Genomic DNA, 26741 nt, shown 5'->3' with positions numbered 1-26741 from the left:
ATGCTTGGAGAAAGGATCCCATGAGGCTCATCGCGTTTGCTCTCGCGTTCGCTTTACTGTCGTGGGCCGTGGCGCAGGCCGCCGGCGCCCCCACGACGCTTACGGTCAAAGCCACAGCGGACATCTACAGCGCCGGACTAGCCACAGCCGACAAGGAGCGCGGCGGCACGCTCCCGCCATCGGTACCGGTGATGCCAGGAGCCAAGGTCACCATCCTGTCGACCTCGGGCAAGATAGGCTGCTGCGGCACATTGTCCACGATGTGGGGCCCGCAAGGCGGCAACCAATTCAACGGCACGACGGTCACCCCGGCTCGCGGCATCTCGGGTATCCGACACGCTTCGAAGGAAATGTTCGTCGTCGGGCTCTTCGCTTCGGGGACGGCGTCCAGCGGCGCCGGTCCGAGAACGCTCGACGTGACGCTCGCGGCGTCCAACGCGTCAGTCTCGCCCGCGCTCTATCAAGTGTTCTACATCGGCGCCGGGAAAACCGCGACGGGCGACAAGCTGGTCATCAAAGCGCCAGCCGGGGCGACGCGTCTGTACCTGGGCTTCGCTGACGCGAGCGCTTTCAACGGCACGCCCGGCGCCTACGTCGACAATCCGGGCAAGGTGACGATCAAGCTCAAAGTTCAGTAGAGAGTCCTAGCGCCCTCGAGCGTCTCTTCGTGGAAGTTCGCTTGATACGCGATCATGTCGGTCGTCCGCGGGAACTGCGGATGGGCGCGCCGTTCCGTAAGCGTTAGGCTCGAGCCGGCAGTGCGCAGCATGCCGAGCCGCCTCATGCCGGCCAGCGCGGCGCGAACCATGCGAGCCGGATTCCTGCGCAAGTCCGGGTCGACGAACAACGCGGCCGGCAGCTCGCGCAGTTGTTGCGCAATCGCGTCGCTCGCTTTAAGCGCGGAGAACGGGCGCGGCTCCTTGCGAAGCCACGTGGCAAGCAGCGCGCTGGTGGTGACGGGCCGCACAGCTTTCACCTGTGCGTCGAGCGCGGTAGCCGTATCAGCCGGCGCCAAGCGATACAACATGGAGAGGCGCCGCCCGACGAACGGATCGTAGCTGATCGCGGCGATCCAAATCCGGGCCATCGGCGCGAGCCTTGACAAAAGGCCGCGAAAGGGCTGTATTTTTCCGTCGCCGCTGTAGCGCCCCTCAGGCGCAAGGAACAGCGTCGCGCCGTCGCTCACCAGACGCACGAAGGTCGCGCTATCGGCGTCGAGCTGCGTGCGGGTCATCTCAAGCGACTCGCTCCGATATGGCTCGCGCAACTCCGACAAGGACACGTAGCTGCGGGCGGGTTTGAAGTACTTGGAGCTCAGCAGATCGGAAAGATCCTTCATGCCGGCGGGCAGTCGCGAAAGCGCCCTGTCGCGAAAGACGTCGGTCAATGGCAGATCGCCGTGACGCTCGAGCAACGAGCTCGCCAAGCCGACGAACGGCCGGGTGTGCAGTTCGTTTTCGATCGGTTGCATGCCGATCGCGCCGAACAGGGGCCCGAACTTCGACCGCCGCAAGGCGAAGTTCAGCCACGGGATCCGCTCCGCCATGAAGCCCGGCTCGAACATGCGCCGCGACGACACCGCGAAGATCGGATAGCGCCATGACCACGAGCGCACGCTCAGCGTAGCCACGATCACGGCCGTCTCGATCTCCTGCTGATGGTTGATGACGAGAAGTGCCGGCCCGCGCTTCCGCGGCAACACCCCACCCCAGCCGCGGATGCGATAGGCAAGGTGATAGTACGCGGTCACGGACAGCACGGCCAGCGAACGCAGCGGCTGGAGCCACAGCGGCGCGACCGCTAAGGCGCTAGCGACGTTCTTTTGCTGCATCCGCCGGGGTGACCAGCACCGTTTTGAAATCCGTGTACCACACAAGCCCGGGCTTACCCACGCTCTGGCGGCGCACGTGCTTGCGCTGCGTGTAGTCCACCTCAACCTTGCCGGCATCCGAGCCGCGGCTTTGCCCGGCGGCTAGCGCTGCGGCGGCGAGGACCTGCGCTTCCGTAGGTTTCGCCCGCGCGCGGGGCATCTTGAGGATGACGTGCGCGCCCGGCATGTTGCGTGCGTGAAACCACAAGTCATCGGGCCGCGCAACCGAAAACGTGAGCCGGTCATTTTCCACAGGCGAGCGCCCGACAAACGCAACAGCGCCGTCGCCCACATCCACGGCGCGCTCGGGGCGCTTTGCCGGTTTTTGCTTCGAGACCCGCGCCGACACGCGCCGTCGAGCGCCGATCGCCTTGCCGACCTCCTCGTAGACGGTTGCGGCATCGCGCGCATCCATCGTCTCCGCGCGATCGAGCTCCCACACCAGCTGATCCCAAAACGCTTTGTTCTGCGCCAACGCGCGGAGCCGCGCTTCGATCTGCGGCAACCCGCTGCGCGCTTTCTTGTAGCGCTTGAAGTATTGCGCGGCGTTGGCTTTCGCGGTCAGCAGCGGATCGAGCGCGACGCGCAGACCGTCGGTCGCCACCAATTCGCGCGCGCGCGGCTCGATCGCGGCGAGATTCGCATAGATGGCGTCACCCGCCAAGCGCAGCGCATCCGCTTCGGCTGCCCGCTGTCGCGCCGCTTGCAGCGATGCCACCTCGGCATCACGGCGCTGCAGCATCACGGTGAGACGCTTACGCAATGCGATCGCCGCAGGGATGCCTCGCTCCTTGGCGCCTTGTACGATCCGCTCCGCGCTGAGCTCGGCGAGCGAAGCCACCTGCGTGCGTTCGCCGGTGGCCCAGGACAGCGGTACGACATGGCAGGCGATGATCTCCAGGCCGCGCCGATAGGCGATGATCGGAGCCGTCAGGTCGCCCGAACGGGCCGCGACGATGGGGCGCAACTCATCCCAAAGCTCGAGCAACCGCCGCGAAAGCTCTTCCCGAGGGACGCCTTCCGCAAGAGCGCGCTCCACGATGTCGCGCGCCAGCGGCGGCGTGCACGTCGGGTCGAAATCTCCCAAGAGTTTCGCCAGCGCTCTTGTCTCGGTCGGTTCGCTCGCGGCGAGCACGGCGGCTGCGAACTGCGCCCGATCCAGCCGCTGCCGGCGCGCCGGCGGAGCCTCATACAGCTCGCCGACCGCGATCGCGCGCCCGCCGTCATCGCCCGAGAACTGCTTTGCCGTGGCCAGCACCGACCACGCCCCGCCCTCGAGCGGACGCAGCACGAGCGCATTGGCTTTGCGCGGCTCGAGTTCGATCGTCACGCGATGCATCGCAGGCACCCCAAACGCCGAACGAGAAATGGTGTCCACGTTGAGAATTCGGTCGTTAGGAACGGCGTGGACGGAAGTGACGATGCTGCCGCGCAATAAAGGCGCGACACCACCAGCCCAGCCGCCCGCGCCGTTTTCGCTTTCAGTCGGCTCGCGTTCCAGGAGCGCGACGACCGGCGCATTCGGTTCGATAGAGGCGCGGAGCACGAGCTCCGTGCGCCTGCGATAACAGGCGATCGAGAGATGTTGCGGCCCGCTGCGCACATCCTGAACGCGAGCTTCGGCGAGCGCGGCGTGCAGTTCGCGCGCGAGGCGCTCGACCATCCAACTGTCCAGCGTCATCGATGAAGGAGAACGTTCTGGCCCAGATCGTCGCGCGCAAACCCGTTCTCCTGGTCGTCTCGGGTCCGTCCGGATCCGGCAAAGACAGCGTCATCGCGGCGCTGCGGATGGTCGAGCCGAACATCGCCTACGTGGTCTCGGCGACGACCAGGCCGCCAAGGCCCGGCGAGGTCGAGGGCGAGCACTATCGCTTTCTGAATCGGGATCAATTCGAAAAACTCGCGGCGGCGGGTGAATTCATCGAGACGCGCGAGTACGCGGGCAACTTGTATGGCACGCCACGCCGCTTCGTTGACGAGGCCGTGCGTTCCGGCCGCGATGTCGTGCTGAAGCCTGAGGTCAATGGAGCCCGCGCCGTCAAAGCCGCGTATCCGCAGGCGGTTTTGGTGTTCCTGACGGCGCCGTCGGACGATGCGCTTGCGCAGCGCCTCGAACGGCGCAATACGGACACCGCGGACGCCATTGCGGTGCGCTTGGAGACCGCGCGGCGCGAAGCCGGCCACGCCAAAGATTACGATTATCTCATCGTGAATGATGAGTTGGACAAGGCCGTCAGCCGCCTCAGCGCGATCCTGACCGCCGAGGGCCTACGGGTGAGCAGACTCTAAGACATGTGCGGAATCGTAGGATATATCGGGCCGAGAAACGTCGTCGGCGTGCTCATGGACGGGCTGCACCGCCTCGAGTACCGCGGCTACGACTCCGCCGGCGTGGCGCTCATCGACGGCGAGAATGTCGTCGGGATGAAGCGCGTCGGCAAACTCGGCAACCTGGCCGAGGCCCTCAAGCAGCACCCGCTGCGCGGCACGGCGGGCATCGGTCACACGCGCTGGGCGACGCATGGCAAGCCCAGCGATACTAACGCGCATCCCCACCTGGATTGCCACGGCCGGATCGCCGTCATCCACAACGGCATCATCGAGAACTACGCTCCGCTGCGCGCTGAGCTCATCGCCAAGGGCCACACGTTCGCCAGCGACACCGATACCGAAGTCGTCGCGCACATGCTCGAGGATTTCTACGAAGGCGACCTTTTGGCGGCCGTGCGAAAGGTCTTGCGCGCGGTGCACGGCGCCTACGCGCTGGGCGTGCTCTCGGCCGACTCACCCGACCAGATCGTGTTCGCCCGCAATGGCGCGTCGCCGTTGATCGTCGGCCTCGGTGAAGGCGAGACGTTCGTGGCGTCCGACATCCCCGCGATCCTGGATTACACGCGCAAGCAGCTCGTGATCCAGGAAGGAGAAGTGGTGGTGGTCACGCGCCACGGCGCTTCCATCACGACTTTCACGGGCGAGAACGTCGATCGCGAAGTGACCTACATCGCTTGGGATGTGCGCGCTGCGGAAAAAGGCGGCTTCAAGCACTTCATGCTCAAGGAGATCTACGAGCAGCCCAAGGTCGTGCGCGACACGCTCGCCGGGCGCATTCGCGAGGACGGACGCATCGATCTCAGCGACATGGGCTTGAAGCCCGAGCAGCTGAAGAAGATCCGCAAGGTTTCGATGTTCGCCTGCGGCACGGCGTTTCACGCCGCCATGTACGGCCAATATCTGATCCGCGAACTCGCGAAGCTGCCGGTCGAGTTGGAGCTGGCCTCCGAGTTCCGCTACTCCCATCCGGTGTTGGATGGCGAGACTTTGGCGGTGGCGGTGTCGCAGTCAGGCGAGACCGCCGATACGTTAGAAGCCGTGCGCGTCGCCAAGGCCGGCGGCGCGCTGCTGCTCGGCGTGTGCAATATCGTCGGGTCCGCGCTCTCGCGCACGGCCGACGGCACGCTCTACACGCACGCCGGTCCGGAGATCGGCGTCGCAGCGACCAAGACGTTTTCGGCTCAGTGCGTCGCGATGGTCCTGCTTGCGCTCTATCTCGCGCAAGAACGCGGCAGCGGCGATCCGGCCCTGCTCAAAGAGGTCGTAGCCGCATTGCGCGACCTGCCGGCGGATGTCGACCAAGCGCTCAATATCAACGATGAGGTCCTGCCCGTCGCGCGCCGCAACGAAAAGGCGAAGACCGTCTTATTCCTCGGCCGTCACGTCAATTTTCCCATCGCTTTAGAGGGTGCGCTGAAGCTCAAGGAGATCTCATACATCCACGCCGAGGGCTACGCGGCCGGCGAGATGAAACACGGGCCGATCGCCCTGCTTGAAGCAAGCGTGCCGGTCGTGGTGCTCGCCACTCGCGGTCCCGTGCAAGAGAAGATCTTGAGCAACATGCAGGAGGCCAAGGCGCGCGAGAGCCGCATCATCGCGGTGGCCAATGCGGGCGACGATGCGGTCGTCGAAGTCGCTGATGTGGTGCTCAACGTGCCTGCGACGCACCATCTGATCGCGCCGATCGTCAACGTGGTTCCGCTGCAGCTGCTCGCCTATCACATCGCGGACCGCAAGGGCTGCGACGTGGATCAGCCGCGCAATCTGGCGAAGACCGTCACCGTCGAATAAGGAATCATCACATGCATAAGGGTCAATATCTCGGCCTTCTGTCGGCCGCGATCCTCGCCGGCTTCCTCGGCGGATTCTGCGCCGCGAGGATCTCCCAGCCAACGCCCGCGCTGGGCGCCGCTGCCAAAGTCGTCAAAGCGCAGACCTTTGAGCTCGTCGATGCCGATGGGAATAAGCTGCTGCAGATCGGCCCGCGCGCGGCGATCACATTATACGACCGGAGCGGACACTCGCGCGTCGAGTTTCAAAGTTATGCCGCCTCGGGACCGAGCCTGACGTTCTCGAACCAGGCCGGTAAAGGCCAACTCGGCATCGGGTTCGCAACCACATCGACGGGGGAACAGATCCCCGCGATTTTCGTTGCGGACAAAAACGGCAAGGGGCGCATGCAAATCGAGCTCGAGAAGGACGGATCGCCGTCGATCCAACTCTACAAGCTTGACGGTAGCACGTGGTCGGCGCCGTAGACGCTAGTCTTGGCGCGTGTTTTCCGAGCTGAACCTGGCTCTGGGAGCGAGTTGCTTCAAGCGCGCGAGCACCTTCGTGGCAAGCGCATAATCCGAGCGCTCGAAGAAATTCATGTTAAAGCCATGCTTGCGCAGCGTACCGATGTTATCCACCTCGGTGACGTCATGACCGGCGCGTCCGGTGATGACGATGAAGTGATCGCGCGGAAAGTACTCAACGTCCTTCATCGCACCCAGCTTGATCCTATCTATCCTCGCTCCGTCATTGAGACTGTAGACGAGCGAATCGCCGGACAGCGACAGCGAGCAAAGATGATACGTCTTGCCGGGCGTGGAGGGGTTGAGGAACCCTTTCCACGTCGCTATGACTTCGTCGGCGACGGCGGGGCGCGTCGCATCGATTGCGAGCCCGGCCGCGAGGCCTGAAATACAAAGCAAGAATGCGGCAAAGCGAATGAGTCGCGTTTTCATTGACACGCCTCCAAACCCGGATACTAGGCCGGTTTTCTGCGCATGGATGGAGCGCCCCTAGCGGGAAGAAGCCGCACATGCAAACCGTCTCCGGCGGACCTCGCTCAGACGGGCGCAAGGATGACGAAGCGCGCCCATTTCGCGTCACGACCAATTACCTGCAGCACGCCGAAGGCTCTGCGCTGGTCGAGATCGGCCGTACGAAGATCTTGTGTGCGGCGACCGTCGAAGGCAAGGTGCCGATCTTCCTCAAGGGTCAGGGTCAGGGTTGGGTCACGGCGGAGTACGCCCTGCTGCCGCGCTCGACCGCAGAACGCACGCAGCGCGAATCCGCCAAAGGCCGCATCGGCGGCCGGACGCACGAGATCCAGCGCCTCATCGGACGCAGCCTTCGCTCGATAACCGACCTCAAGGCGCTTGGTGACCGCACCATCACGCTGGACTGCGACGTGCTGGAAGCCGACGGCGGCACGCGAACCGCAGCGGTGACGGGCGCCTTCATCGCACTTGTACTCGCGCTCGTGCGCTTGCGCTCCGAAAACGCATTGCGCAGCTGGCCGCTTTTCGATTGGCTGGCCGCGACGTCGGTGGGGATCCTCGAAGGACGACCCATCCTGGATCTGGTCTATGAAGAAGACTCGCGGGCGCAGGTCGACATGAACGTGGTGATGACCGGCGACGGGCGCTTCGTCGAGGTCCAAGGCACGGCCGAAGGCGCGCCGTTTCCAAAAACCGATCTCGACCGTCTGCTTTCCTTGGCCGGCCGGGGCATCGCGCGTCTCATCGAGCAGCAAAGAGCGGTGCTCGAGCCCTTTGGCCTGCCTGATTTCGGCCGGAAACCCGCCGCCGCACGCTGAACCTTTCCCGGGTCATGGACGCTAGGGCTCTTCTCGCGCTCCTCGAGCCTTACCACATAACCGACAACGGCTTGCTGCGCGCCAAACGCGAGGCAGAGCGGCGTGGCGATGCCGCTTCGTGCGCGGCTCTCGAGCATGCCATCCGGCGTTACTTCGCCTCGTTGGAGCGCGAGACGCTCGCCCATCTCAGCGGGCTCGAGCGCAAATTCGACGACCTCTACCAACGCCAGTACAATCTTCAAGCCGAGCGCGGCGTCGCGGAGCGCCGGCTGCAGGGTGCGCGTTCCGTCCTCGCGGCGCTTGGCGACGGCCGGCCGGCGGCGGCTGATGTTGCGCCCAAGCCGAGCACTGCTCGATGATCGCGCAGGTCGCGGGCAGCGCGCTCGGCCGGTTTTTCGCATACGCCGGCGGGCTCTCGATGATGCTGGCGGACGCGCTGCGCTTCGCCTTCACGCTGCGCATCCGGCCGACGGAGATCCTGCGCCAAGCGTTTTTCCTCGGCGTGCAGTCGTGGCCGATCATCACGCTGACCTCGCTGTTCACCGGCCTTGTGATCTCGCTCGAAGCCGCAGCGACCGCCGTGTCGTTCGGCTTGCAGAGCTATATCGGGGGCAGCGTGGCTTTCGCGACCTTCCGCGAGTTGGGCCCGATGCTCAGCGGCATCGTGTTCGCCGGTCGCGCAGGCGCGGCCATCACGGCGGCGCTGGGCTCGATGAAAGTGACCGAGCAGATCGAGGCGCTGCAATCTATGGGGGCAAGCCCGACGAAGGTGCTGGTCACGCCGCGGCTTTTGGCGTGCGTGCTCATGCTGCCGCTGCTGACCATCTTCGCCGACATCGTAGGCATCTGCGCCGGCTACATCATGGCGTGGCAACGGGTGCACCTGAGCCAGTACGAATACTTCCATTCCGTTCAGGTCACGGTCGACACCAGTGATTTCCTCAAAGGACTGGTCAAGGCGGTGGTCTTCGGGATCATCGTGTCGATGGTCGCGTGCTATGAGGGCTTCAACGCGAGCGGCGGCGCCGATGGAGTCGGCAAGGCGACGACGCAAGCGGTCGTCGCGTCGATCATCCTCATCTTCGCCGCGAATTTCTTGCTGTCGTTCCTGCTGTTTGCGCCATGATCGGCGAGCGCGAGCCAGGCCGGCGCGGCGTCAGCGGGCCTCCAAAGGGGAACGTGGCCATCAAACTCGACAGCGTAGAATTGCGCTTCGATCAAAAGATCGTGCTCTCAGACTGCACCCTGGAGGCGCTCCGCGGTCAGGTCACCGGGGTGATCGGGCTCTCCGGCGCCGGCAAGTCGACGATCCTGCGCGTGATGAACGGGTTGCGCCATGCCAGCGGCGGCCGCGTGACCGTGAACGGGGAAGACATCACGGATTGGCCCGAGCGCGAGCTCATCGAGATGCGCAAAGGCATGGGCTTCTCGTTCCAGCATGCCGCCCTTTTCGATTCGCTCAACATCGCCGAAAACGTCGCCTATCCTCTCTACGAGCATACCACGCTCTCCAAGGCGGAGATCGACAAACGGGTGAGCGAGACGCTTGCGGCGCTCGGCCTGGCCGGGGTGGAAGAGCGCATGCCCTCGGAGCTCTCCGGCGGCATGCAGAAGCGGGCGGGTTTTGCACGCGCCATCGTGAATGACCCTGAAATCATCCTTTTCGACGAGCCCACGACCGGCCTTGACCCGATCATGACGCACATCATCGTGAGCACCATCAAAGACATCCAGGCACGCCTGAAGGCGACGTGCGTGGTGGTTTCGCACGACATGCCCTCGATGTACGCCGTCTCAGACCGCATCGCCATGCTGTTCGAGGGTACGATCATAGAGACGGGCACCCCGCTGCAGATCCGGCAGTCGCCGAACCCCATCGTGCAGCAGTTCTTGCAGGGAAGCGAACTTGGGCCGATACCTTTATAGCGCGGCCCAACGCGGCAACGGCGCCACAATGCAACAGATCCGCGTCGGCATCTTCACCGTGCTGGCGCTGCTGGGCGCTTTTGTCGTGATCGTGGTCGTCAGCAATCTCGGTCTGAAGGCGCGCGGTTATCAGATCGCCGTGCATTTCGTCGACGTCGGCGGCCTTCAGGAAGGCGCAACGGTCCTGCTCTCGGGCGTGACGGTGGGGGAAGTGACCAAGATCGTGCTGCTGCCGGATCAAACGGTCGACGTGATCGCCACCATCGACAAGAACAAAGTGATCCTGAAAGGCTCGCAGTTCCTCATCGCGACGTCACTCACGGGTCAGGCCACGCTGCTCATCCGCCCGCCGCGCGATTACGTCGCGGCCGAGCCGATGGCGCATGGCGTGCCGCCGGAGTTCGAACAGCCATGGGGCGCGCTGCCGGCGACCATCGCCGATTTGGTGGGCGGCGCCGAGGCGCGGATGAAGAGCCTCGATAAGACGCTGGCGTCATTCAACCGAGAGCTGCCGCGCTTGGCTGCGAAATTCGACGCGATCGCCACCCACACGGACGCGCTGATCACGCACACCGACACCAACCTCACCGCCCTCGCGGAGACGATGCGTTCGACCGCGACACAATTGAACGACGTCGTAGCCAAGAGCGGCCACAACGTCGAGCAACTCACCACGAATCTGAACGGATTGGTGACCGCGAACAAGCCGCGCCTTCAAGAGCTCGTGGATAGCCTATCCTCGACGGCCAAAAGTCTCAACACCTCGATGCAGAACTTCGCGTCGTTGACCAGCGACCCAAGCCTGCACAAGAATGTCGTGGAGACGGCGGCAAACATCAAAGATGCCAGCGAGCGGATGAAGCAGGTCGCATCGGACCTGCAGGGCATCACGGGCGATCCGAAGGTCCAATCCCAATTGAAAGGCGCCGTGTACGATCTGAGCTCCGCGATCGCCAAAGCCAACGATATCCTCGGCACGTTCTCCTCAGCGGAAGCGCACAGTTCGCCCCTCCCCGGCGCAACGCCGGCGGCAGGCGGCACGCCGGTCCCGGGGTCAGGCTCACAGCCTCGTGGGCACGGCCTGGGCGGCATGAACCTCATCGAGAGCCAGGTTCGCGAGTCCTGGATCCGCAAGGGCAACGGCGGACCGACGAGCGACGTGAACATCACGCTCTTGCCGCGTTCTTCGACGAGCGTGACCTTCGGCGTCAACGACCTCGGCTACAACAGCTCGTTCAATTTCCTCATCAACAAACGGGCCACGCCGAACTTCACCCTCTCCGGCGGCGTGCTGTATTCGAAGCTCGGAGCCAAAGCCGTCTTTCAGCCGGGCGCGCTGGGCGTGGACGCGCGGTTCTACGATCCAAAGCACCCGACGCTCGACCTTTATGGCGACGTGCGCCTGTCCAAGCGCCTGCAGCTGTTCTACGGCGAACGCAACGTGATGGGCTCGGCGACGCCGTCGCCGACGTTCGGTATTCAAGGCTCCTTCTAGCGGTTCTAGGCGCGTGATACCATACCGCGACGAGGGCAGGCTTCCAAGCCTCCCCGTCATGACGTACCTGCTCATCGGCGTGAACGTGGTGGTGTTTGTCTACGAGTTGGCGCTAGGCGCCGACTCGCCGGCACGTCTGGAGCATTTCGTGCGAGCGCTGGGCGTCACGCCGTATTATATCTGGCATCAGGTCCAAGTGCCGGCGCCGGCGCCGCACCCAGAAGGCCTCACGCTCATCACCGCACTCTTCGTGCACGCCGGCTTTCTGCACATCGCAGGCAACATGCTGTATTTGTTCATCTTTGGACCGGACATCGAGTATCTGACGGGCCCGATCCGGTTCTTGATTTTCTACCTCGTCTGTGGGATCGCCGCAGGCCTCGCACAGGTCATCGCGTTTCCGGGATCCGAGGTGGTCGCGATCGGCGCCTCCGGTGCGATCGCCGGGGTGCTTGGCGCGTTCATCGTGTATTTCGGGGGCAACCGGATCGACGCGGTGCTGCCCATCGGCTGCATCCCTTTGTTTTTGCAGCTGCCCGCGTTGGTGGTCATCGGCTTCTGGTTCGTGCTGCAGGTCCTGTCGGTGCAGTTGGAGACCGGCACCGGCGGCGGCGTCGGCTACCTCGAGCACATCGTCGGCTTCGTGGTGGGGCTCATCGTCATCGGAGCGTTCAAAGTGCGCGAGGCTCCCCGCGTATGGGGCTAGGTACAACAGGACCTGTTGTCCCCGAGGGGCTCGTAGCAGTCGTCAAGCGCGATTGCCCGACCTGCGAACTTGTCGTGCCGGTGCTGCAGCAGCTCGCGCGTGAGGCGCCGCCGCTGACCGTGTTCTCCCAAGACGATCCGGCGTTTCCGCCCGGCCTGCCTGTTCGTGACGACCGGCAGCTCGACGCGTCGTTCGCGTTCGACGTCGAAATAGTGCCGACGCTCATGCGCGTCGACGGCGCGGGCCGCGTGACCGCAAAGACTCAGGGCTGGAAGCGCGAGGATTGGGAAGCGCTGACGGGCGTCTCGGGGCTTGGCGCGGAGCTGCCGGGCTTTCGACCGGGCTGCGGCTCGCGCACGCAAGATCCGGACGTCGCGGACCGCTTTGCCTCGCGCGGCGGCGGATCGGCCTTGCGTTCGCGGCGCGTCGAGATCGGATCTGGCGAGGATGCCATCGAGGCGTGCTTCGAGCGCGGCTGGAGCGACGGCTTGCCGCTCGTGCCGCCGACGCCCGAGCGCGTCTTGCGGATGCTCGAGGGCACGACGCGCAAGCCGGATGAGCTGGTCGCGCTCGTGCCGCCGGACTTGGCGGACTGCACTGTCGAAAAGGCCGCGATCAACGCGGTGATGGCGGGCTGCCGCCCGGAGTACTTCCCCGTCGTCTTGGCGGCGATCGAAGCGGCGTGCAGCGACGAGTTCAACATCCACGGCGTGCTCGCCACCACTATGTTCGTCGGCCCCGCGATCATCGTGAACGGACCGATCGCGCGCGCGATCGGCATGAACTCCGGCGTCAACGCGCTCGGCCAGGGCAATCGCGCGAACGCGACCATCGGCAGAGCGCTGCAGCTCGTCGTGCGCAACGTCGGCGGCGGCAAACCCGGCGGCGTGGATCGCGCTACGCTCGGGAACCCGGGCAAGTACACGTTTTGCTTTGCAGAAGCAGAAGAGGGATCGCCCTGGGAAGCGCTGTCGGTTGAGCGCGGCTTCGCGCCCAGCGCGTCGACCGTCACGCTTTTCGCAGCCGAAGGCGTGCGCGGCATCGTGGACCAAAAGTCACGCAGCGCCGAATCGCTGGCGCGCTCGTATGCGGGCTGCTTGCGCGCCGTCTGGCATCCGAAACTTGCGCTCGTGACCGACGCCGTCGTCATCGTTTCCCCCGAACATGGGCGCGTTTTTCGCAATGACGGCTGGTCGAAGGCGCGCCTGCGGGAGCGGCTCTTGGAGCTGTTGACCGTGCAGGGAGACGAACTCGTCGTCGGCGCGGGCGGCTGCGCCGAAGGGATGCCGCCGCAAGTAGCCGGCAAGCCCGTGCCTAAGTTCACGCCCGACGGATTGCTTTTCGTGCACGCCGGCGGCGACGCCGGCATGTTCTCCGCGATCTTGGCGGGTTGGGCCCGCGGTCCGGTCGGCAGTCAACCGGTCACTCGAGAGGTGCGTACATGAGCGCTTTGCTGGACCCAACCGGGGAAAGAGAACCCGTAGCGCGACCGCGCGCGCCGCGACTGAGCGGCGTGAGCGGCAAGACGCTCGGGCTGCTCGATATCTCGAAACCGCGCGGCGATGTTTTTCTCGACCGGCTCAGCGAGTTGCTGGTGGCACGCGGCGCACGCATCGAGCGCTTCCGCAAGCCCACGTTCACCAAGCCCGCGCCGTTGGATCTCAGGCAGCAGATCCACGCCAAGTGCGAGGCCGTCATCGAAGCGCTGGCCGACTGAGGCTCGTGCTCGTCGTGCAGTGTGCACGACATCGTGGGACTGGAGAGCTGGGGCATCCCATCCGTGATGGTGTCCTCGATCGCGTTCAAGGGCGCTGCCGACAGCCAAGCGCGCGCGCTCGGCGCGGATCCTGCACGCGTATTCGTGGCGCACCCGATCCAAGACCGCACCGATGAGGAAATGCGCGCCCTTGCACAGGACGCGCTCGACGAAATTGTGAGCGCGTTGGTGCAGGTCGCCTAACGGTCGTGCCGAAACGGGCAGCAACGCAACCTAGGTGCAGGGGCTGTGGTTTTTTCCGTTCGTTTGATGAGGAGTTACCGATGAGAACATTCGTTGCGGCCGCCGTCGTTGCAGCAGGCGCCGCTTTGACCTTTGGTTGCAATTCAAGCACGACTACTCCCATAAACCCGCTGCCGGCGTTCACGCATTTCTACACGGCGTCGAACGCGTCTACGCCTGCGCCGCAGATCTGGCAGTTCGCGTTGCCGCTGAGCAACTCGTCGTCCCCAACCGTCACGATGCCGGGCAACGGGGCGACGAACGTCAAATCCATCGCGTTCGATCGGTTCGGCGATATGGTCGCCGTGAATAATCAGGGTACAGGCAATGTCTACATCACCGCCTATGCGCCGTTCGTGACGTCGGCCAGCACGCCGATCGCGACCATCACGACGGGGTTCACCTGCTGCGCGTATGTCGTGGCGGTGGACCCGGGCGGCCTTGTGTGGACCTGTAGTACCATTGGGGCCTGTTACCAGTACCCGGGGCCGTACAGCGGCAGCGTCTCGCCGGCGCCGAGCATCACGCTTTCGGATCTGCTCGTCCGGCCCGAGGGACTCGCCTGGAACGCCGCCGGCGACCTCTTCATAGCCAACGAAGGCACTGGGGGAAACATCATCCGCTTCAACCATCCGGTTACGAACGGCGAAACACATAGCGCAGTTCTCAATACCGGCGGCGAGACTATTATCGGGCTCGCAATGGATGGCGCAGGGAACCTGTACGCCGGAAGTCACAGCCTTGGACACCTACTCCGCTTCAACGCCAGCAATCAAGCTAATGGCGCCACGCCGGACTTTGTCGATACAGCGACCGGAAGTACGGACATTTACAGTCTCGCCATCGACGCGGCGGGCAACCTGTACGCCGCCGATCTCCAGAATGGCAAAATCCTGGTCTTCCCGACCGTCGCGACGTCGTTCTCGAACACGCTGGCACCAACGGTCGTGCTAACGCCGCCGAGCGGTAATCCGGAAGCGGCGGCCATCGGACCATAGCGACGAAGAAAAGCGCGCCCTCGCTGAGGGCGCGCTTGATGACATTCGAGTTCTGTAGTGCCGGGGCTTTAGCCCCGGAGTTCCTTACGCCGCTGTCTTGATCGGGACTTGACGGTGCTCGTCGAGATCGAGCAGGTCCGGCCACGTGGTGACGTCGGTGCGGCCCGGCGCGACCGTGTCGCGCAGCTCGAGGAAGTACTTCTCGCCTTCGCTGCCGGCTTCCGGATGCAGCTCTTCGATAGTCTTGTTGTAGGCATCGATCTGGGTGCCGCTCCTGCCCTTCAGGAAAGCGTCTTTGACCCAGCGCTCGATCGCGGCGTCGTCCTTGAGCTCGGCGACCTTCTTGGCGTAGGTCTCGTGGTCGATGCCCAAAAGGGCGAAGGCTTTTTGGTCCATGCCGCAGTTGTAGTGGTACTCGCCCAAAGTCCCCGCGTTGAAGGCTCGAGCTTTGTCGGTCGTCCGGCCGAGCATGTTCAGACCGGCGAATTTCGCCTTCGCGCTGCGCGGGAAGGTCTTGGTGAGGTCCATAATCGTTGGGGCTCCTTTCGAGGCCTGGCGGGCCCTTGGCGGGCCGCAAACGCAGGCTAGAAGTGGTTGAATTGTGATTGTCAGGCACTATCTTACTTGACTTATGGATAAAAAGATAGTAATATCTATTTTGACCTATAATCACCCAAAGGATAGCGACAACCAAATGACCTACACGACCAAGCTTGCCTGCCCGATCCAGCGCACCGTGGCGATGATCGCGGACAAGTGGAAAGTCATCATCATCTGCAACCTCGGTGAGAAGACCATGCGCTTCGGTGAACTGCAGCGCGCGCTGGAAGGCGTGACGCCGAAGGTGCTGACAAGGCAGTTGCGCGACCTCGAAGCCGACGGCTTGGTCACTCGCACCGTGCATCCGGAGGTGCCGCCGCGCGTCGAATACGCGCTGACCAAGCTCGGCGAAGGACTGCTGCCAATCCTCGGCAAGCTGCACGATTGGGCCACGGAGCATTCATCGGTGTTGCTCGGACGGCGCGAGTCCAGCTCGATCCCGGCGGCCTAGCGTTTTTTCCGGTACCCCTTGGGGCCTCAACGGCTCATAATCATAGCATGACTCAAAATATCTCGGCCGGCGGCTCGCTGCTGGCTCTTTCCAACGACCTCGCCGACGCCGTCGACCGCGCGGGTCGCTTCACTGTTGCCGTGCACGCGCGCCATCGTTCGCCCTCCAGCGGCGTCCACTGGCGTCAGGGCGTCATCGTTACGGCCGACCACACCATTCGCCAGGAAGACGACATCTCGGTCACGTTTCCGGATGGGCGTTCGGTCGCTGCCACGCTGGCTGGGCGCGACTCGGACACCGACCTGGCCGTGCTCAAGGTGGAAGCGGGCGGCGTGCCCGTTGCGCAGTTCGCCGGCGCCGAGGAGCTCAAGGTCGGACATCTCGTCATCGCCGTCGCCCGCGCCGGCGACGACGGTTTGCGCGCGAGCAGCGGCGTGGCAAGCGCCGTCGGCGGAGCATGGCGGACGTGGCGCGGCGGACATGTCGAGCAGTTCATCGCGCTCGACCTCAACCTGTATCCAGGTTTTTCCGGCGGCCCGCTGATCGACTCGAGCGGCGGCGTGATCGGGATCAACACCTCGGCGCTCTCGCGCCGCTTCGATCTCACGCTCCCAGTGGCGACCGTGAATCGAGTCATCGATCAATTGCTGACGCGTGGGCGCATCGCGCGCGGCTACCTCGGCATCGGCATGCAGCCCGTGCGTCTATCGGATGCGCTGCGGCGCGCGGCGGGCGTCAACGGCGACGGCGGCGCGATCGTGGTGGCGGTCGAGCCGGAGGGCCCGGCCGAACGCGGTGGCATTTTCGTGGGCGACATCATCGTCGCGCTCGACGGCACGCCGATCGAAGACACGGACGACGTGCTGACGCAGCTCGGATCCGACCGCGTCGGCAAGGCCCTACGTCTAAGGCTGGTGCGCGGCGGGGCTGCCACCGAGGTCAGCGTGACGGTCGGCGAGCGACCGCAAGAATGAGCGCGATGATCGACACCGGCGGAATCTTAAACCGCGACCTGGCCGAAGTCGCCGATCGGCTGCGCCGTAGCACCGTCCAGGTGATGGCGCCGCGCTCGGGCGGCGGATCCGGCGTGATTTGGCGCGCCGACGGCGTGATCGTCACGAACGCCCACGTCGTGGCTCGCGGCGGCCGCGCGCGCGTCGAGCTTTCCGATGGCCGGACGTTTGAGGCACGCGTGACCGCTTCAGACGCTCGGCGCGATATCGCCGCTCTCGAGGTGAACGCGACCGGCTTGCGACCGGCCGAGATCCGGGACTCCTCGACGCTGCGGGTGGGAGAGCTCGCGTTAGCTGCCGGCAATCCGCTCGGTCTCGTCGGCGCGATCACGGCCGGGATCATTCACGACACGGGCAACGCTCGCGGGGCCGGACGCTGGATTCAGGCGGACCTGCGCATCGCGCCCGGCAACTCCGGCGGCCCGCTGGCGGACGCCGCAGGGCGCGTGGTGGGCATCAACAGCATGATCTACGGCGGACTCGCCGTCGCGGTGCCGAGCGCGGCGATCGAACATTTTCTGCGCGGCGGCGACGCGCGCGCGCAGCTCGGCCTGACGACCGGCCCCGTGGCTGTTCGGTTGCGCGGCGATCGGCCGACCCTTGGCCTGATGATCTTTGAAGTCGCTCGCGGAGGCGCGGCAGAAGAAGGGGGAGCGCTTCCGGGTGACGTCGTCGTCGGCATCGCGGGCAAGCCGATCGATGCGCCGGATTCGGTCCAAGCGGCCGTGGGCGAGGCGCAACCGGGCGACGTTGTAGCCCTTGACATCTTACGTGCCGGCTCGACCGTGCAACACACGTTTCGTTTGCGGGCCGAGTCCGAGGGGGCCGCAGCAGCGTGACGCGCGTAGCCATCGCTTCCGACTCAAGCGTGATTCAGCGGAGCTTGCGCGAGCTGATCGCCGCCAACCCGGCGCTTGAGCTCGTCGAGCGGCGGCCGGATGTGCCTGACCGCCGCAACGGCGGCGATCGGTTGCCCGCCGAGGTGGTGCTGCTCGACGGCGATCTCGAGGCGATCGAGCACCACGTGCAGCGCGCCAAAGATGGCGCGGGAGACCGCCGCGGAGCGCCGTGGGTCATTGTGCTTGCCGATCATCCGGTGCCCGGCACCGCGGCGCAGGCGCTGCGCGCAGGAGCGCGCGGCGTCTTGCCCCGTGATGCGGGTGCGGCGGAGGTCAGCGCGGCCATCGAAGCGGTCGCCGCGGGTCTTATCGTCGTGCACCCCGACGCTGCCGCCACGCTCGTCCCTGCGAGCAGTTCAGCCGTCCTAGAGGCGCCCGGTCAAGCGCTCACACCGCGCGAAATCGACGTGCTCCGGATGCTCGCCGAAGGGCTCGGCAACAAGACGATCGCCACGCGCCTGGGCATCTCGGAGCATACCGTGAAATTCCACGTCGGCTCGATCTTCGTCAAACTTGGCGCCGCCAGCCGAACCGAAGCCGTGGCGCGCGGAGCCCGCCAAGGGCTCATCATGCTCTAGGCGAACACTCTTTAGCGTCGTGCCCGAGAAGAAGTTCGACAAGCAAAAAGAGGTCATCAAGCAGTTCCGTAAGTTCGGTTTTGCGGTCGGCGCGACGACCAGAACCGGCGCTATTCTCGTTGAATTGCGCGGCAACGATCCGGTCCGCGTCCTCGTGAATCTTGACGGCAGCGTGCTGCACGTCTCAGGCGACGTCACCCGATTTGACTGGGGCAAATTCGACCGCAAGTGACGTGAAGGAACGGCGCCTGCGCGCTGGAAGCCTGCCCTCGGTCGCGCCGTCAATTCAGGCGTGGCACCTGCCATATAAGGAACGTGGAGCGATGTATAAAGTCGTCAAGCTTGTGCTCTTGGCTGTTGTGCTCTCGGCGCTGCCGGCGCTCCCTGCGCTCGCAGACGCGTCGCGCGACGCGACGCGAGAGGCCCTCCGAGCGACTCTCACGACCTATGGGCCAGGCGACGCGGGCGTGACGTTTCACCAGAGCACCAAGAACCCGTACAACTTCGTGGGATCGTTGACGACGGGATTGAAATACGCGCAGTCGATGGAAATCGTGATCAGCGTGACCGACCAACAGACCATCGGCTTTCGCGTCTACCCGCACTACAACGGCGGTTACATCAACGTCCTCAAGGCGAAAGACCAGACAGGTCTGATGAAACATTTGCTCTATCTCAGCGACCAGAACTTCCTGTTTTGGGGCTGCGACGATACCTACGACTGCTTTACCGCCTTTACGATCACGCTGGAATCCGGCTACCCCGAGCAGGTGATCCGCATCGTGCTGCGCAGCCTCCCCAACCAAGACAAGTACGTCGGCCAACTCATACCTTATCTCTAAACACAGGGCCCGAGACTTCAAGACCAGATCGCCCCTGCAGTAGAAGAGCAAGCTGGGACTAGTCGCAATTGTCCTAGACCACGAGCAAAAGCCAGGAGTTTTCGAATCCCGAGGCCAATTAGCACAAACTAGTATTTGTGCTAATCGCTAGAAGGGGTGCTGTGCCGAAACGAGGTCCGGACGAGAAGCCGAAACCGTTGATCAACGCCTACACGGGAAGGCCTGATGGCCGATGCCGCGATTCAACGCCGGCCGATCCGCTGGTCATGGAATTCGTGCAGGAAGTGGCCAGCTCGAGGCGCAGCCCGCGAACCACGCGTGAATACGCGCGTGACGTAGAGGTGTTCGGCGCCTTCCTACAAGGGCGCGACCCGGCGGCTGCCGACGGCCGGCCATATAGGGGCCCGTTTACACAGCTGTTCCAGAAGGCGACCGTTTCATCCGTGCGGAGATTCATCATGCATCTCGGCACGCTGCGGTATAAGGAGGCCGCCATCCGGCGGAAGCTGGCGGTGTTGCGCCGCTTCTTCGCCTACCTGAAACGCGAGGGATATCGGAGCGAGAACCCTGCCGCCGACGTCCAAAACATTCGCTTGCCGAAGCGGCTGCCGAAGGCGATCCCGGTCGAAGATGTCATGAGGTTGATCGGCACGCGCCCGGAGGCCGGCCAACCCGAACTGCGTTGGAGGCGAGACATCGCGATTCTGGAGCTTCTCTATGCCAGCGGCATGCGGCGCGCAGAACTCGTCGGAATCAGCGTCAGCGACGTCGACTTTACGGACCGCACCATCCGCGTGATTGGTAAGGGCAATAAGCAGCGAATCGTGTTCTTCAATCATGCCACTTCGGACGCACTGCAAGCATACCTGAGAGTTCGACCTCGCTGCCGGGAGGGGGCACTTTTCGTGAGTCGGCAGGGCCGCCGGCTAAGCTACCCGCAAGTCGGCCACATTTTCGCGGCTTACGTAAAACTGAGCGGTCTTGAGGGAAAGGTCACGCCGCATACCATGCGCCACTCCGTAGCGACCCATCTCCATAAGAGCGGAGTCGATCTGATGACGATCAAGGATTTCTTGGGCCACGAAAGCATCCAAACCACGCAGATCTACGCCGAGATGACTCAGGATCACGTTCGCAAGAGCTACGAAGAGCATCACCCACGCGACCGCGCCGACAACCAAGGTATCGTGCTGCGAAGACGCGGCGTGCGCAAATGAGCAACGTCTTTCAAAGATCGCTTCAAGACCTTGCGGATCGCAGATTGTCCGACGACCCGAAGCTTCTCTCGGATATCTGGCGCCTAAAGATCCAGCTCAATCAAGGGCGCTTTGATCGCGCGTGGGTCGATGCGCTCGTGCAGACTTACAGTGACAGATACGACGTGTACGATGCCTACGGCTTCGCTTTGCTCTGGTCGGCACTGCTGACCGGGAACGTGTATCACGCAGTCCTCGAAATCGGATACGAGTGCGGTTCAGATCGCGATCTTTCGAGGAATAGCGCGATTCTTTCGTCATTGACTCATCTCGCGGGATCCGATGGCCGTCACGTGCGCTGCCAAGCCGAGTTTTGGGGTGGCCTGAGCGACTCCGACGGTTTCTTTAAGTGGTTTGACCCGATGAAACTCCAATCCCACGTTTCACACGTTGCTTCGACGCCTTGTCGGAATGACGCGTTGCTCCTTGCTAGGGGAGAGTTACCCCTTGAAGTGGGCCTTACAAGCGTCGGCACCAGTTACGCACATATTTTCTCAGAGGGCGGGCTGGCTAGATGGCCATACGGTTCGACACGGCTGTACCTCTTCTACGCACCGGCCGCTCCTGATACTGCAATACGCGAAGAGGGAGCTTCGAGCGCCTGATGCCTCGAGCAAAAAGCGTATTCCCAACCGATCCGATCATCCTCGAGTGGGCCGCAAGCTTATGTGGCGCCGGACGAAGCCCGTTGTCGATTTCCGCATACATCGGAGACTTGGAGTTGTTCGGAGCTTTCCTCGCCGGCGCTCCGGTGAATGAATCTCCACATGGCAAGCTTTGGCCGCGATTAAGCACGGCGACCACCAGGCAGGTGCGACAATTCGTTCAAGAGTTGACCGGGACCAGAGGATACAAGCCATCGGCGATTCGACGCAAACTTGCCGCATTACGCTCTTTTTACGGCTTCTTGGGTCGCGTGCGCAAGCGTGAGGACAACCCTGCTGCTGATGTTGGGCGTCCAGTTCGAGGCAAGCTCACACCAAGCGTCCTAAACGAACGGGAGGCGTCCATCCTGCTGCGGACGAGTCCCGAATATGGGGTCCAGTGGTTGAAGTCCCGGGATCGGGCCATTATGGAGATGCTCTACGCCACCGGCGTCCGGCGCGCTGAGATAGCGGCGCTCAACGTCGAGGATGTCGATCTAGAGTCGCGGACCATGCGAGTGATAGGAAAGGGCCGGAGGCAGCGGCTGGTCGTCTTTAATCAGACCACGGCGGACGCACTTAGAACCTACCTAGGTGTGCGGCCACGGTCCCTCGACAGCGCGCTTTTCTCAGGCCGCACGCGTAGACGCCTCAGTCCGCGGCATGTTTGGGAAATTTTCAACCGGATCTACAAGACGAGCAAGCTCCGGGTAAAGGCAAGCCCCCACAAGCTCAGACGTTTCTTTGCGGTGCACGTTCTAGAGCGCGGTGTCAGTCCCATCAACGTTCAGGAGCTTCTCCGCCACGAGGGCCCACCCGCGACCCAGGTCTACGCCGATGTCTCTTCTGAACATAATAAACAATTAGAGGTCTCAGGATAGAAAAAGAGGCGGGCCGCAATCGGCTCGCCTCTTCTTCGTCCGAGCTTTTTCGATTTCAATACTCGGCGTAGCTCTTGATGATCACTTTGCCCGGGAACTTCAGCGTGAGGCCGAGCGCGTTGGGATCGCACTGGAACCCTCCGCCGCTGCCGCCGCCTGCGAAGATCGCGTTGCCGCCGGTCACGAGAGCGCCGAAGATGTTGCCGTTTCCGTGCATCGTCGTATCGCCCTTGACCCAATACAGCGCGCCGGTGTCGCTATTGCCGCCCATGTCAGCATTGCCGTTCACCACGAACACGCTCTGCTGGCCGGACTGAAGCGTGAATCCCGAATTGCCGGTGGAGCTGTAATCGCCGTTGATGACCACGACGACGTGTCCGGTGTAGTTGAAGTCCTGCAATCCGGAGATGTGCAAGGCTGCATCATAGAAGATGATGCAACCGTATGTAGGAGCCGATAGCGGGCAGGCAAAGGTCGTCGGCAGCGAGCCGCTGCTCGGGACGTACAGGCTGGTCCCGCCGGCCTGCGCGATCGTCTTCGCGTCAGCGACAAACGAGCCCATAGAAGCCGTCGGCAGCGTCACTACCGGGGTGTTGACGCCTCCGGGCGATGGGTTAAGCGTGTCGGTAGTACCCGATGCCGTGGAGGTGCCTTGATCAAAACCTACCGTCGCGGTGATGTTGCCGTTCGCGTGCACGGTCGCGTCGTCTTTCCCTGGATGGCATTCGGTGATGCCGATCTTGTGGTTCCAGTTGCCTTGCACGTCGCCGCCGGCGTCCATAGCATCGTTGGGAAACTGTTGATTGATGCCGGTCGGCTGGATGATGGCTTCGACGATCGCGGTGCGCAGGCCGTCCGGACTCGTCCCGGTGCTTTGCACGTACCCCATGCCCGGAGGAATGGTCATCGCCGCGCCGGTGGAGTCCGTGCCGGGCTTGCCGATGCCGCCCGAAAAGTTGGGCGTGATGGTATACGCGAAGGTGTAGGTGTTCTTAAGCGTCCCGTTGCCCGGCGTGGTGCTCACGATCGCCACATCGAGCTTGTCCATCGCGGCGTTGAGCCCGGCTTCCGCTGCATCCCAGGTGAGCGTCTTGACTTCCGTGTTGCGCGCGTTTCCGGCGACGTTTTGCGCGTTGGCGAGCATGGCCAGTCCGACGAGCAAGAGTATGACGATCACGAGGAGCGCGAAGATCATGGCAAAGCCCCGGTTTCCCCGAGGCGAGGCGAATGTTTTCGACATCATTTTGTTCTCTTCCAAACTGTTAGTTGCGGGTGTTGACGTTGCTCTGAAGGGTCGTTTCATTCGTGTGCCCGCCGTCCGTGGCTTGCGCCTTGAACTTGAACCCCACGATGCTGTTGGTCGAGTCCATATAGGTCTGGAGATCGGTCACGCCGGTTGCGAGCAGCTCCGCGTCGGTGGCGCTGATCGCGGTATTCACCGAGCTGTTGTCGGCGCCCGTGAACGTGCCTGGCTGGATGGTTGCGGTGGTATACTTGAACATCAAATTCGTTTTCGTCGCGTCGTTGGGATCCGCAGCAAGCCAGTACACATTGAAGCCTTGCCAGACGGGCTGCCCGTTCGTCGGGTCCCACTTCGGCTGGCCGTTGCCATTCACTCGAGGCGTCGCGATCACCAGGACGGCCGTCGACGTCATCACGCTGGGCGAAGTGCAGGTCGAAGGTGCCGGATACGTGCACGCGTACACCGCGGAGGGTGACGTCATGCGCAGGTCGCGCTCGATCCTGTACATCGTGCGGGTCGCTGCCTGGATCGTGTCGACCTTCGCCTGCTGGCGGTTCGGCTGCGACATGAGCGGCGCGATGACCAGCGTGCCCAGCGTGCTGAGCAGGCCGAAAATAACAATAACCGTCAGCAGCTCAGCGAGGCTGAACGCGCGCGAATACTTATTTCTGCGAGACGATGTACGATTCAACGCTGACGCTCCGATTCTCAGAAGCCTCGGTCCACGTGACCGTGACGACGCAGTCCCACTCGAGGCCCGACACGGCGTTAGGAGCTGCCGTACAATTCGGCGTGATCGTGAAAACGCCGGGGCTCGCTGCTTGGATCGTGCTGTCTTGGTTCGATAGACCTGCATCCACAGCGACGCTTGGCGCGGCCGGCAAACCCGTGATCTTGCCGTTGGTGGTGGCGTATTCCCGAATCCTGTCAAGGTATTGCTGACCGACGTCGATCGCCTGCATGCGCTGGCTGTCGCGCATCGTACCGCCGATCGTCGCCGGCACGATAGCCACGAGTCCGAGCACAGCCGACACAACCAAGACGATTGCGATCAGCGCTTCGATTATGGTAAAAGCCCTAGCGGCACCAAAGGGCCGGGGGCCCCAAGTTTTAGTAATCATCTGTTGGTAAGATAGCACCTGACGGGCAAATGTGACATGAGGGACCTCATAAACTTATGCAGTTGTGATCCCCCACACACCCATTTATACTATCGGCCTGCCAGGCCCCGTGGGCGTATGTCCCGTTCGGGACACCCTCATCAACCCTTAATCTTGACCGTTCCGGAGGCCGAGCGGCCGAACTCTTCGGGGGCGAATTGCAGGTACCCCTGCGCGCCCGGCCACGCATAGGTCCCCGGGGTGACTGACCGGACCAGGTAGTGGAAACTGTACACGCCGGGCTCGAGACGATCCGCGTAGGCCACCACGCGATCGCGGTAAATCGTCTGGTAATCGATGCTCCAGCTGTCGCTTTGCGCCTGATAGTAGCTGCTGGAGGTCATAAACGACTGATCCACAGCCTCGAAGCCGGCCGGCAGCGGGTCCGAGATGATCACGTGGTCCACGCGGTGGTCGGCGATGACCTCCAGGCCGATGTCGAAAACGCGGCCCACCCCCAGCTCCAAGGGCGTATCGTTCCGCGCGATGCCAAAGCGCCTGATGACCGCATTTTGGTTCGCAGGCCGCAGCACCCGCGTGACCCTCAGCCCATTGAGGATTCCGGGCTGACTTCCGGCCAGCAAGTAGCGGTAGGCGACGAAATAGTGCAGCGTGCCTGTGCCTGACTTCGAGAGCACGAGGTCGGCGCGGCCGCGCGGCAGGTCTTGCATCGGCAGCGAGATGTCGCGGCTCGGGTTCTCGTAGCCTTCGAAGCGAACGCTGGCAAGCGATTGCGCCGCCAGGATCACACTCGCCGAGAAGTTGGGCGGGGTGGATTCGGCGCGCATGTAATCCACGAGCGCGGTGAGCGCCTGCCCGTCATCGTACGGACAGCGCCAGGTCCCGTTGCGCCGCAGCGCCAGCAAGCTCTGCAGCAAGCGATCGACGATCTCGGGCTTGATCTGCCGGGCGACCGCCAATCGCAGCGCCTCCGACTGCACCGTGGTCGTGGAATCCATCCACCACCAGCCCTGCGGCACGTTCACGATGGCGAGCCGCCCCGTCTCGTAGATCTTCTCCTGCAGTTTCGCCCACATCTGGCTGGCCTGGCCGCTGTGGCCGGACGCCTGCGTTAACAACCGCGCCAGCCGGAATTGCGCCGCTAAATCGACCTTGTCGCGCATCTGATAGATGCTATCAAGGAAGTCGGGTCGATTCTCGCCCAAGCCCGAGAGCCCGCTTAGCGCGCGCAGGCGCAGATCGGCGACGCACAGTGCGTCGCAATATTGTTCGTGCTGTTCCGGATGCGCCAGCACGTCTTGCAGGTAACGCGTCAGCCCGGCAACCAGCGGATCGGCCACCTTGATGCCTGCCGCTTGCGCGCGCCCAAGCGCCTCCGCCGCGTACGAGCTGGTATAGGGATCCGACTCCCTGGCGCCCGGCCAATAGCTGAAGCCCCCGTCCGCTCGCTGCAGCTTCTGCAGGGCCGCCAGCGCCGCCGCCGCTTCTTCTACCGCCGTCGAGACGCCGCGCGCCTGCGCGCCTTTGGCGCCGAAACGGTCATCGAGCATCTTCACGTTGGCCGCGATCAAAAGACGCGTCGTCGCTGGTTCAAGCATCTCGAGCAAGTCGCTGTCTTCGCGCAGCACCCGGTGCGCGGGCGCGCTGACCTCAGGCAGGAGCGTGCTGGCGATCGAGACGTCCAGACCCCCCGCTTCGTTGACCACGTTGCTCGCCACATTGATCGGGATGCTCACGCGGTCTTTGGTCGTTCCCGACTCCACGGCTTGCTCCGTGATCGGCAACACGCGCAATTCGAATGGGACCTGAAAAGCATCGCCAACGGTCCCGGCGCGTGCCGTGAACTGCACCGAAGCAAGCCCGAGCCCGGTTGCGGTCATCGGGAACCGATAGCCCTGGGTACCGGACGCCAGCGGCGCCGCGAATTCGTGCTTCGCATCGCGCTTGCCGCCCTCGAGGAAGCTGATGCCGCCGGCGAGCGCGCCGCTGATGTTCAACGTGCCGGTAAGGCCCGCGCTATTGGTGACGGTGAGCCCGCCCATGAACACGTCGCCGGGCCTCGCGAACTGCGGCAGGATCGGATTGATGAGGAACGGCTTGCTCGTCCTGAAGGTGGCTTCGCCGGACCCGAAGCGGAAATTCTGCGCAGCGCCAGCGTCTGTGGCTGCCACGGCGACCACCATCACGCGCCATGTGGTCAGGTCGTCGGGCAGCTTGAACGTCGCGCGCCCGTGACCGCTCGCGTCGGTCAGCAGACTCGCGTCGTAGTAGGCGAGTTGTTGGAAATTGTTCCGAACGCGGA

The 26741-nt window shown here is 63.7% G+C and carries 30 protein-coding genes; 22 read left to right on the top strand and 8 right to left on the bottom strand.

Features of this window, described 5'->3' with window-relative positions:
- Positions 1-20 precede the first annotated feature (20 nt).
- On the top strand, positions 21-638 hold the full coding sequence (locus VN934_09330; protein HXM19000.1) for a hypothetical protein: 618 nt from the start codon (positions 21-23) through the stop codon (positions 636-638).
- Here VN934_09330 and VN934_09325 read toward each other — a convergent pair.
- Positions 632-1831, bottom strand: a complete 1200-nt coding sequence (locus tag VN934_09325; GenBank protein HXM18999.1) for a hypothetical protein — start codon at positions 1829-1831, stop codon at positions 632-634. The two genes, VN934_09330 and VN934_09325, sit on opposite strands and share 7 nt — an antisense overlap.
- Complete coding sequence (locus VN934_09320) at positions 1809-3551, bottom strand: NFACT RNA binding domain-containing protein (GenBank protein ID HXM18998.1); 1743 nt, start codon at positions 3549-3551, stop codon at positions 1809-1811. The genes VN934_09325 and VN934_09320 overlap by 23 nt, the downstream gene beginning before the upstream one ends.
- Positions 3552-3553: 2 nt before the next feature.
- On the opposite strand from VN934_09320, the gene gmk reads away from it, so the two are divergent.
- From gmk to VN934_09305, 3 genes are read left to right on the top strand one after another with little or no spacing between them, the layout of a single operon-like run.
- Positions 3554-4159, top strand: coding sequence for a guanylate kinase (gene gmk / locus VN934_09315; GenBank protein ID HXM18997.1), 606 nt, complete (start codon positions 3554-3556; stop codon positions 4157-4159).
- A gap of 3 nt (positions 4160-4162) precedes the next feature.
- Entirely contained in the window at positions 4163-5992 is a 1830-nt protein-coding gene (gene glmS / locus VN934_09310) for a glutamine--fructose-6-phosphate transaminase (isomerizing) (protein HXM18996.1), read from the top strand.
- Between the two features lie 11 nt (positions 5993-6003).
- Complete coding sequence (locus VN934_09305) at positions 6004-6459, top strand: hypothetical protein (GenBank protein HXM18995.1); 456 nt, start codon at positions 6004-6006, stop codon at positions 6457-6459.
- 3 nt (positions 6460-6462) lie between these two features.
- Here VN934_09305 and VN934_09300 read toward each other — a convergent pair whose 3' ends face one another.
- Positions 6463-6930, bottom strand: coding sequence for a hypothetical protein (locus VN934_09300; GenBank protein HXM18994.1), 468 nt, complete (start codon positions 6928-6930; stop codon positions 6463-6465).
- A gap of 77 nt (positions 6931-7007) precedes the next feature.
- Between VN934_09300 and rph the strand changes: the two genes are divergently transcribed.
- The 9 genes from rph (at position 7008) to VN934_09255 (ending at position 14911) form a co-directional block, all read left to right on the top strand.
- Entirely contained in the window at positions 7008-7787 is a 780-nt protein-coding gene (gene rph / locus VN934_09295; GenBank protein HXM18993.1) for a ribonuclease PH, read from the top strand.
- 14 nt (positions 7788-7801) lie between these two features.
- Entirely contained in the window at positions 7802-8146 is a 345-nt protein-coding gene (locus VN934_09290; protein ID HXM18992.1) for a hypothetical protein, read from the top strand.
- Complete coding sequence (locus VN934_09285) at positions 8143-8913, top strand: ABC transporter permease (protein HXM18991.1); 771 nt, start codon at positions 8143-8145, stop codon at positions 8911-8913. The genes VN934_09290 and VN934_09285 overlap by 4 nt, the downstream gene beginning before the upstream one ends.
- Positions 8910-9713 (top strand): ATP-binding cassette domain-containing protein, encoded by an 804-nt coding sequence (locus tag VN934_09280; protein ID HXM18990.1) that lies wholly within the window; start codon positions 8910-8912, stop codon positions 9711-9713. Before VN934_09285 ends, VN934_09280 begins: the two co-directional genes overlap by 4 nt.
- Before the next feature lie 28 nt (positions 9714-9741).
- The gene (locus tag VN934_09275; GenBank protein ID HXM18989.1) at positions 9742-11208 is read left to right on the top strand and encodes an MlaD family protein; all 1467 of its coding nucleotides are present in this window, start codon (positions 9742-9744) and stop codon (positions 11206-11208) included.
- Positions 11209-11221: 13 nt separating this feature from the next.
- On the top strand, positions 11222-11914 hold the full coding sequence (locus tag VN934_09270; protein ID HXM18988.1) for a rhomboid family intramembrane serine protease: 693 nt from the start codon (positions 11222-11224) through the stop codon (positions 11912-11914).
- A complete protein-coding gene (locus tag VN934_09265; GenBank protein ID HXM18987.1) occupies positions 11905-13359 on the top strand; it encodes a hypothetical protein in 1455 nt (484 codons plus the stop codon). The genes VN934_09270 and VN934_09265 overlap by 10 nt, the downstream gene beginning before the upstream one ends.
- Positions 13356-13874 (top strand): UGSC family (seleno)protein, encoded by a 519-nt coding sequence (locus VN934_09260; GenBank protein ID HXM18986.1) that lies wholly within the window; start codon positions 13356-13358, stop codon positions 13872-13874. Before VN934_09265 ends, VN934_09260 begins: the two co-directional genes overlap by 4 nt.
- Before the next feature lie 80 nt (positions 13875-13954).
- Positions 13955-14911, top strand: a complete 957-nt coding sequence (locus VN934_09255; protein HXM18985.1) for a hypothetical protein — start codon at positions 13955-13957, stop codon at positions 14909-14911.
- A gap of 84 nt (positions 14912-14995) precedes the next feature.
- On the opposite strand, the gene VN934_09250 is transcribed toward VN934_09255, so the two are convergent.
- Complete coding sequence (locus VN934_09250) at positions 14996-15439, bottom strand: DUF5069 domain-containing protein (protein ID HXM18984.1); 444 nt, start codon at positions 15437-15439, stop codon at positions 14996-14998.
- A 166-nt stretch (positions 15440-15605) separates the two neighbouring features.
- On the opposite strand from VN934_09250, the gene VN934_09245 reads away from it, so the two are divergent.
- The 9 genes from VN934_09245 to VN934_09205 all read left to right on the top strand — a co-directional run bounded on the left by VN934_09245 (position 15606) and on the right by VN934_09205 (position 22075).
- The gene (locus VN934_09245) at positions 15606-15962 is read left to right on the top strand and encodes a helix-turn-helix domain-containing protein (GenBank protein HXM18983.1); all 357 of its coding nucleotides are present in this window, start codon (positions 15606-15608) and stop codon (positions 15960-15962) included.
- Between the two features lie 47 nt (positions 15963-16009).
- On the top strand, positions 16010-16936 hold the full coding sequence (locus tag VN934_09240) for a trypsin-like peptidase domain-containing protein (GenBank protein HXM18982.1): 927 nt from the start codon (positions 16010-16012) through the stop codon (positions 16934-16936).
- On the top strand, positions 16933-17814 hold the full coding sequence (locus VN934_09235) for a trypsin-like peptidase domain-containing protein (protein ID HXM18981.1): 882 nt from the start codon (positions 16933-16935) through the stop codon (positions 17812-17814). The genes VN934_09240 and VN934_09235 overlap by 4 nt, the downstream gene beginning before the upstream one ends.
- Positions 17811-18452, top strand: a complete 642-nt coding sequence (locus tag VN934_09230) for a response regulator transcription factor (protein HXM18980.1) — start codon at positions 17811-17813, stop codon at positions 18450-18452. The genes VN934_09235 and VN934_09230 overlap by 4 nt, the downstream gene beginning before the upstream one ends.
- Before the next feature lie 19 nt (positions 18453-18471).
- Positions 18472-18684: a hypothetical protein gene (locus VN934_09225; GenBank protein HXM18979.1), complete on the top strand. Its 213-nt coding sequence runs from the start codon at positions 18472-18474 to the stop codon at positions 18682-18684.
- A 1-nt stretch (position 18685) separates the two neighbouring features.
- Positions 18686-19294 (top strand): hypothetical protein, encoded by a 609-nt coding sequence (locus VN934_09220; GenBank protein HXM18978.1) that lies wholly within the window; start codon positions 18686-18688, stop codon positions 19292-19294.
- Between the two features lie 161 nt (positions 19295-19455).
- A complete protein-coding gene (gene xerA / locus VN934_09215; protein ID HXM18977.1) occupies positions 19456-20511 on the top strand; it encodes a site-specific tyrosine recombinase/integron integrase in 1056 nt (351 codons plus the stop codon).
- Entirely contained in the window at positions 20508-21155 is a 648-nt protein-coding gene (locus VN934_09210) for a hypothetical protein (protein ID HXM18976.1), read from the top strand. Before xerA ends, VN934_09210 begins: the two co-directional genes overlap by 4 nt.
- Before the next feature lie 83 nt (positions 21156-21238).
- Positions 21239-22075, top strand: a complete 837-nt coding sequence (locus VN934_09205) for a tyrosine-type recombinase/integrase (protein ID HXM18975.1) — start codon at positions 21239-21241, stop codon at positions 22073-22075.
- A 55-nt stretch (positions 22076-22130) separates the two neighbouring features.
- Here the strand turns inward: VN934_09205 and VN934_09200 are convergent, their stop codons facing one another.
- From VN934_09200 to VN934_09185, 4 genes are all read right to left on the bottom strand, one after another.
- Positions 22131-23270 carry a hypothetical protein gene (locus VN934_09200; GenBank protein ID HXM18974.1) on the bottom strand — a complete coding sequence of 380 codons (1140 nt, stop codon included), beginning with the start codon at positions 23268-23270 and terminating at the stop codon, positions 22131-22133.
- A 67-nt stretch (positions 23271-23337) separates the two neighbouring features.
- The gene (locus VN934_09195) at positions 23338-24009 is read right to left on the bottom strand and encodes a prepilin-type N-terminal cleavage/methylation domain-containing protein (GenBank protein ID HXM18973.1); all 672 of its coding nucleotides are present in this window, start codon (positions 24007-24009) and stop codon (positions 23338-23340) included.
- Positions 23981-24343: a hypothetical protein gene (locus VN934_09190; protein HXM18972.1), complete on the bottom strand. Its 363-nt coding sequence runs from the start codon at positions 24341-24343 to the stop codon at positions 23981-23983. Before VN934_09190 ends, VN934_09195 begins: the two co-directional genes overlap by 29 nt.
- A gap of 236 nt (positions 24344-24579) precedes the next feature.
- A partial coding sequence (locus tag VN934_09185; protein HXM18971.1) for an alpha-2-macroglobulin family protein occupies positions 24580-26741 on the bottom strand: 2162 nt, incomplete at its 5' end.

The sequence above is a fragment of the Candidatus Tumulicola sp. genome (genome assembly GCA_035601835.1).
GTDB lineage: Bacteria > Vulcanimicrobiota > Vulcanimicrobiia > Eremiobacterales > Eremiobacteraceae > DATNNM01.
The sequence above is the reverse complement of the archived record's forward strand: the minus strand, read 5'-3'. Positions and strand labels throughout refer to the sequence as shown.

Bases quoted from the DNA above. Each gene is read 5' to 3' on its own strand.
- rph (HXM18993.1), top strand. From the start codon at position 7,008: ATGCAAACCGTCTCCGGCGGACCTCGCTCAGACGGGCGCAAGGATGAC.
- glmS (HXM18996.1), top strand. From the start codon at position 4,163: ATGTGCGGAATCGTAGGATATATCGGGCCGAGAAACGTCGTCGGCGTG.
- VN934_09300 (HXM18994.1), bottom strand. From the start codon at position 6,930: ATGAAAACGCGACTCATTCGCTTTGCCGCATTCTTGCTTTGTATTTCA.
- VN934_09245 (HXM18983.1), top strand. From the start codon at position 15,606: ATGACCTACACGACCAAGCTTGCCTGCCCGATCCAGCGCACCGTGGCG.
- VN934_09210 (HXM18976.1), top strand. From the start codon at position 20,508: ATGAGCAACGTCTTTCAAAGATCGCTTCAAGACCTTGCGGATCGCAGA.
- VN934_09275 (HXM18989.1), top strand. From the start codon at position 9,742: ATGCAACAGATCCGCGTCGGCATCTTCACCGTGCTGGCGCTGCTGGGC.
- VN934_09240 (HXM18982.1), top strand. From the start codon at position 16,010: ATGACTCAAAATATCTCGGCCGGCGGCTCGCTGCTGGCTCTTTCCAAC.
- VN934_09255 (HXM18985.1), top strand. From the start codon at position 13,955: ATGAGAACATTCGTTGCGGCCGCCGTCGTTGCAGCAGGCGCCGCTTTG.
- VN934_09325 (HXM18999.1), bottom strand. From the start codon at position 1,831: ATGCAGCAAAAGAACGTCGCTAGCGCCTTAGCGGTCGCGCCGCTGTGG.
- VN934_09290 (HXM18992.1), top strand. From the start codon at position 7,802: ATGGACGCTAGGGCTCTTCTCGCGCTCCTCGAGCCTTACCACATAACC.
- VN934_09280 (HXM18990.1), top strand. From the start codon at position 8,910: ATGATCGGCGAGCGCGAGCCAGGCCGGCGCGGCGTCAGCGGGCCTCCA.
- VN934_09235 (HXM18981.1), top strand. From the start codon at position 16,933: ATGAGCGCGATGATCGACACCGGCGGAATCTTAAACCGCGACCTGGCC.
- VN934_09330 (HXM19000.1), top strand. From the start codon at position 21: ATGAGGCTCATCGCGTTTGCTCTCGCGTTCGCTTTACTGTCGTGGGCC.
- gmk (HXM18997.1), top strand. From the start codon at position 3,554: ATGAAGGAGAACGTTCTGGCCCAGATCGTCGCGCGCAAACCCGTTCTC.
- VN934_09265 (HXM18987.1), top strand. From the start codon at position 11,905: ATGGGGCTAGGTACAACAGGACCTGTTGTCCCCGAGGGGCTCGTAGCA.
- VN934_09305 (HXM18995.1), top strand. From the start codon at position 6,004: ATGCATAAGGGTCAATATCTCGGCCTTCTGTCGGCCGCGATCCTCGCC.
- VN934_09200 (HXM18974.1), bottom strand. From the start codon at position 23,270: ATGATCTTCGCGCTCCTCGTGATCGTCATACTCTTGCTCGTCGGACTG.
- VN934_09285 (HXM18991.1), top strand. From the start codon at position 8,143: ATGATCGCGCAGGTCGCGGGCAGCGCGCTCGGCCGGTTTTTCGCATAC.
- VN934_09250 (HXM18984.1), bottom strand. From the start codon at position 15,439: ATGGACCTCACCAAGACCTTCCCGCGCAGCGCGAAGGCGAAATTCGCC.
- VN934_09320 (HXM18998.1), bottom strand. From the start codon at position 3,551: ATGACGCTGGACAGTTGGATGGTCGAGCGCCTCGCGCGCGAACTGCAC.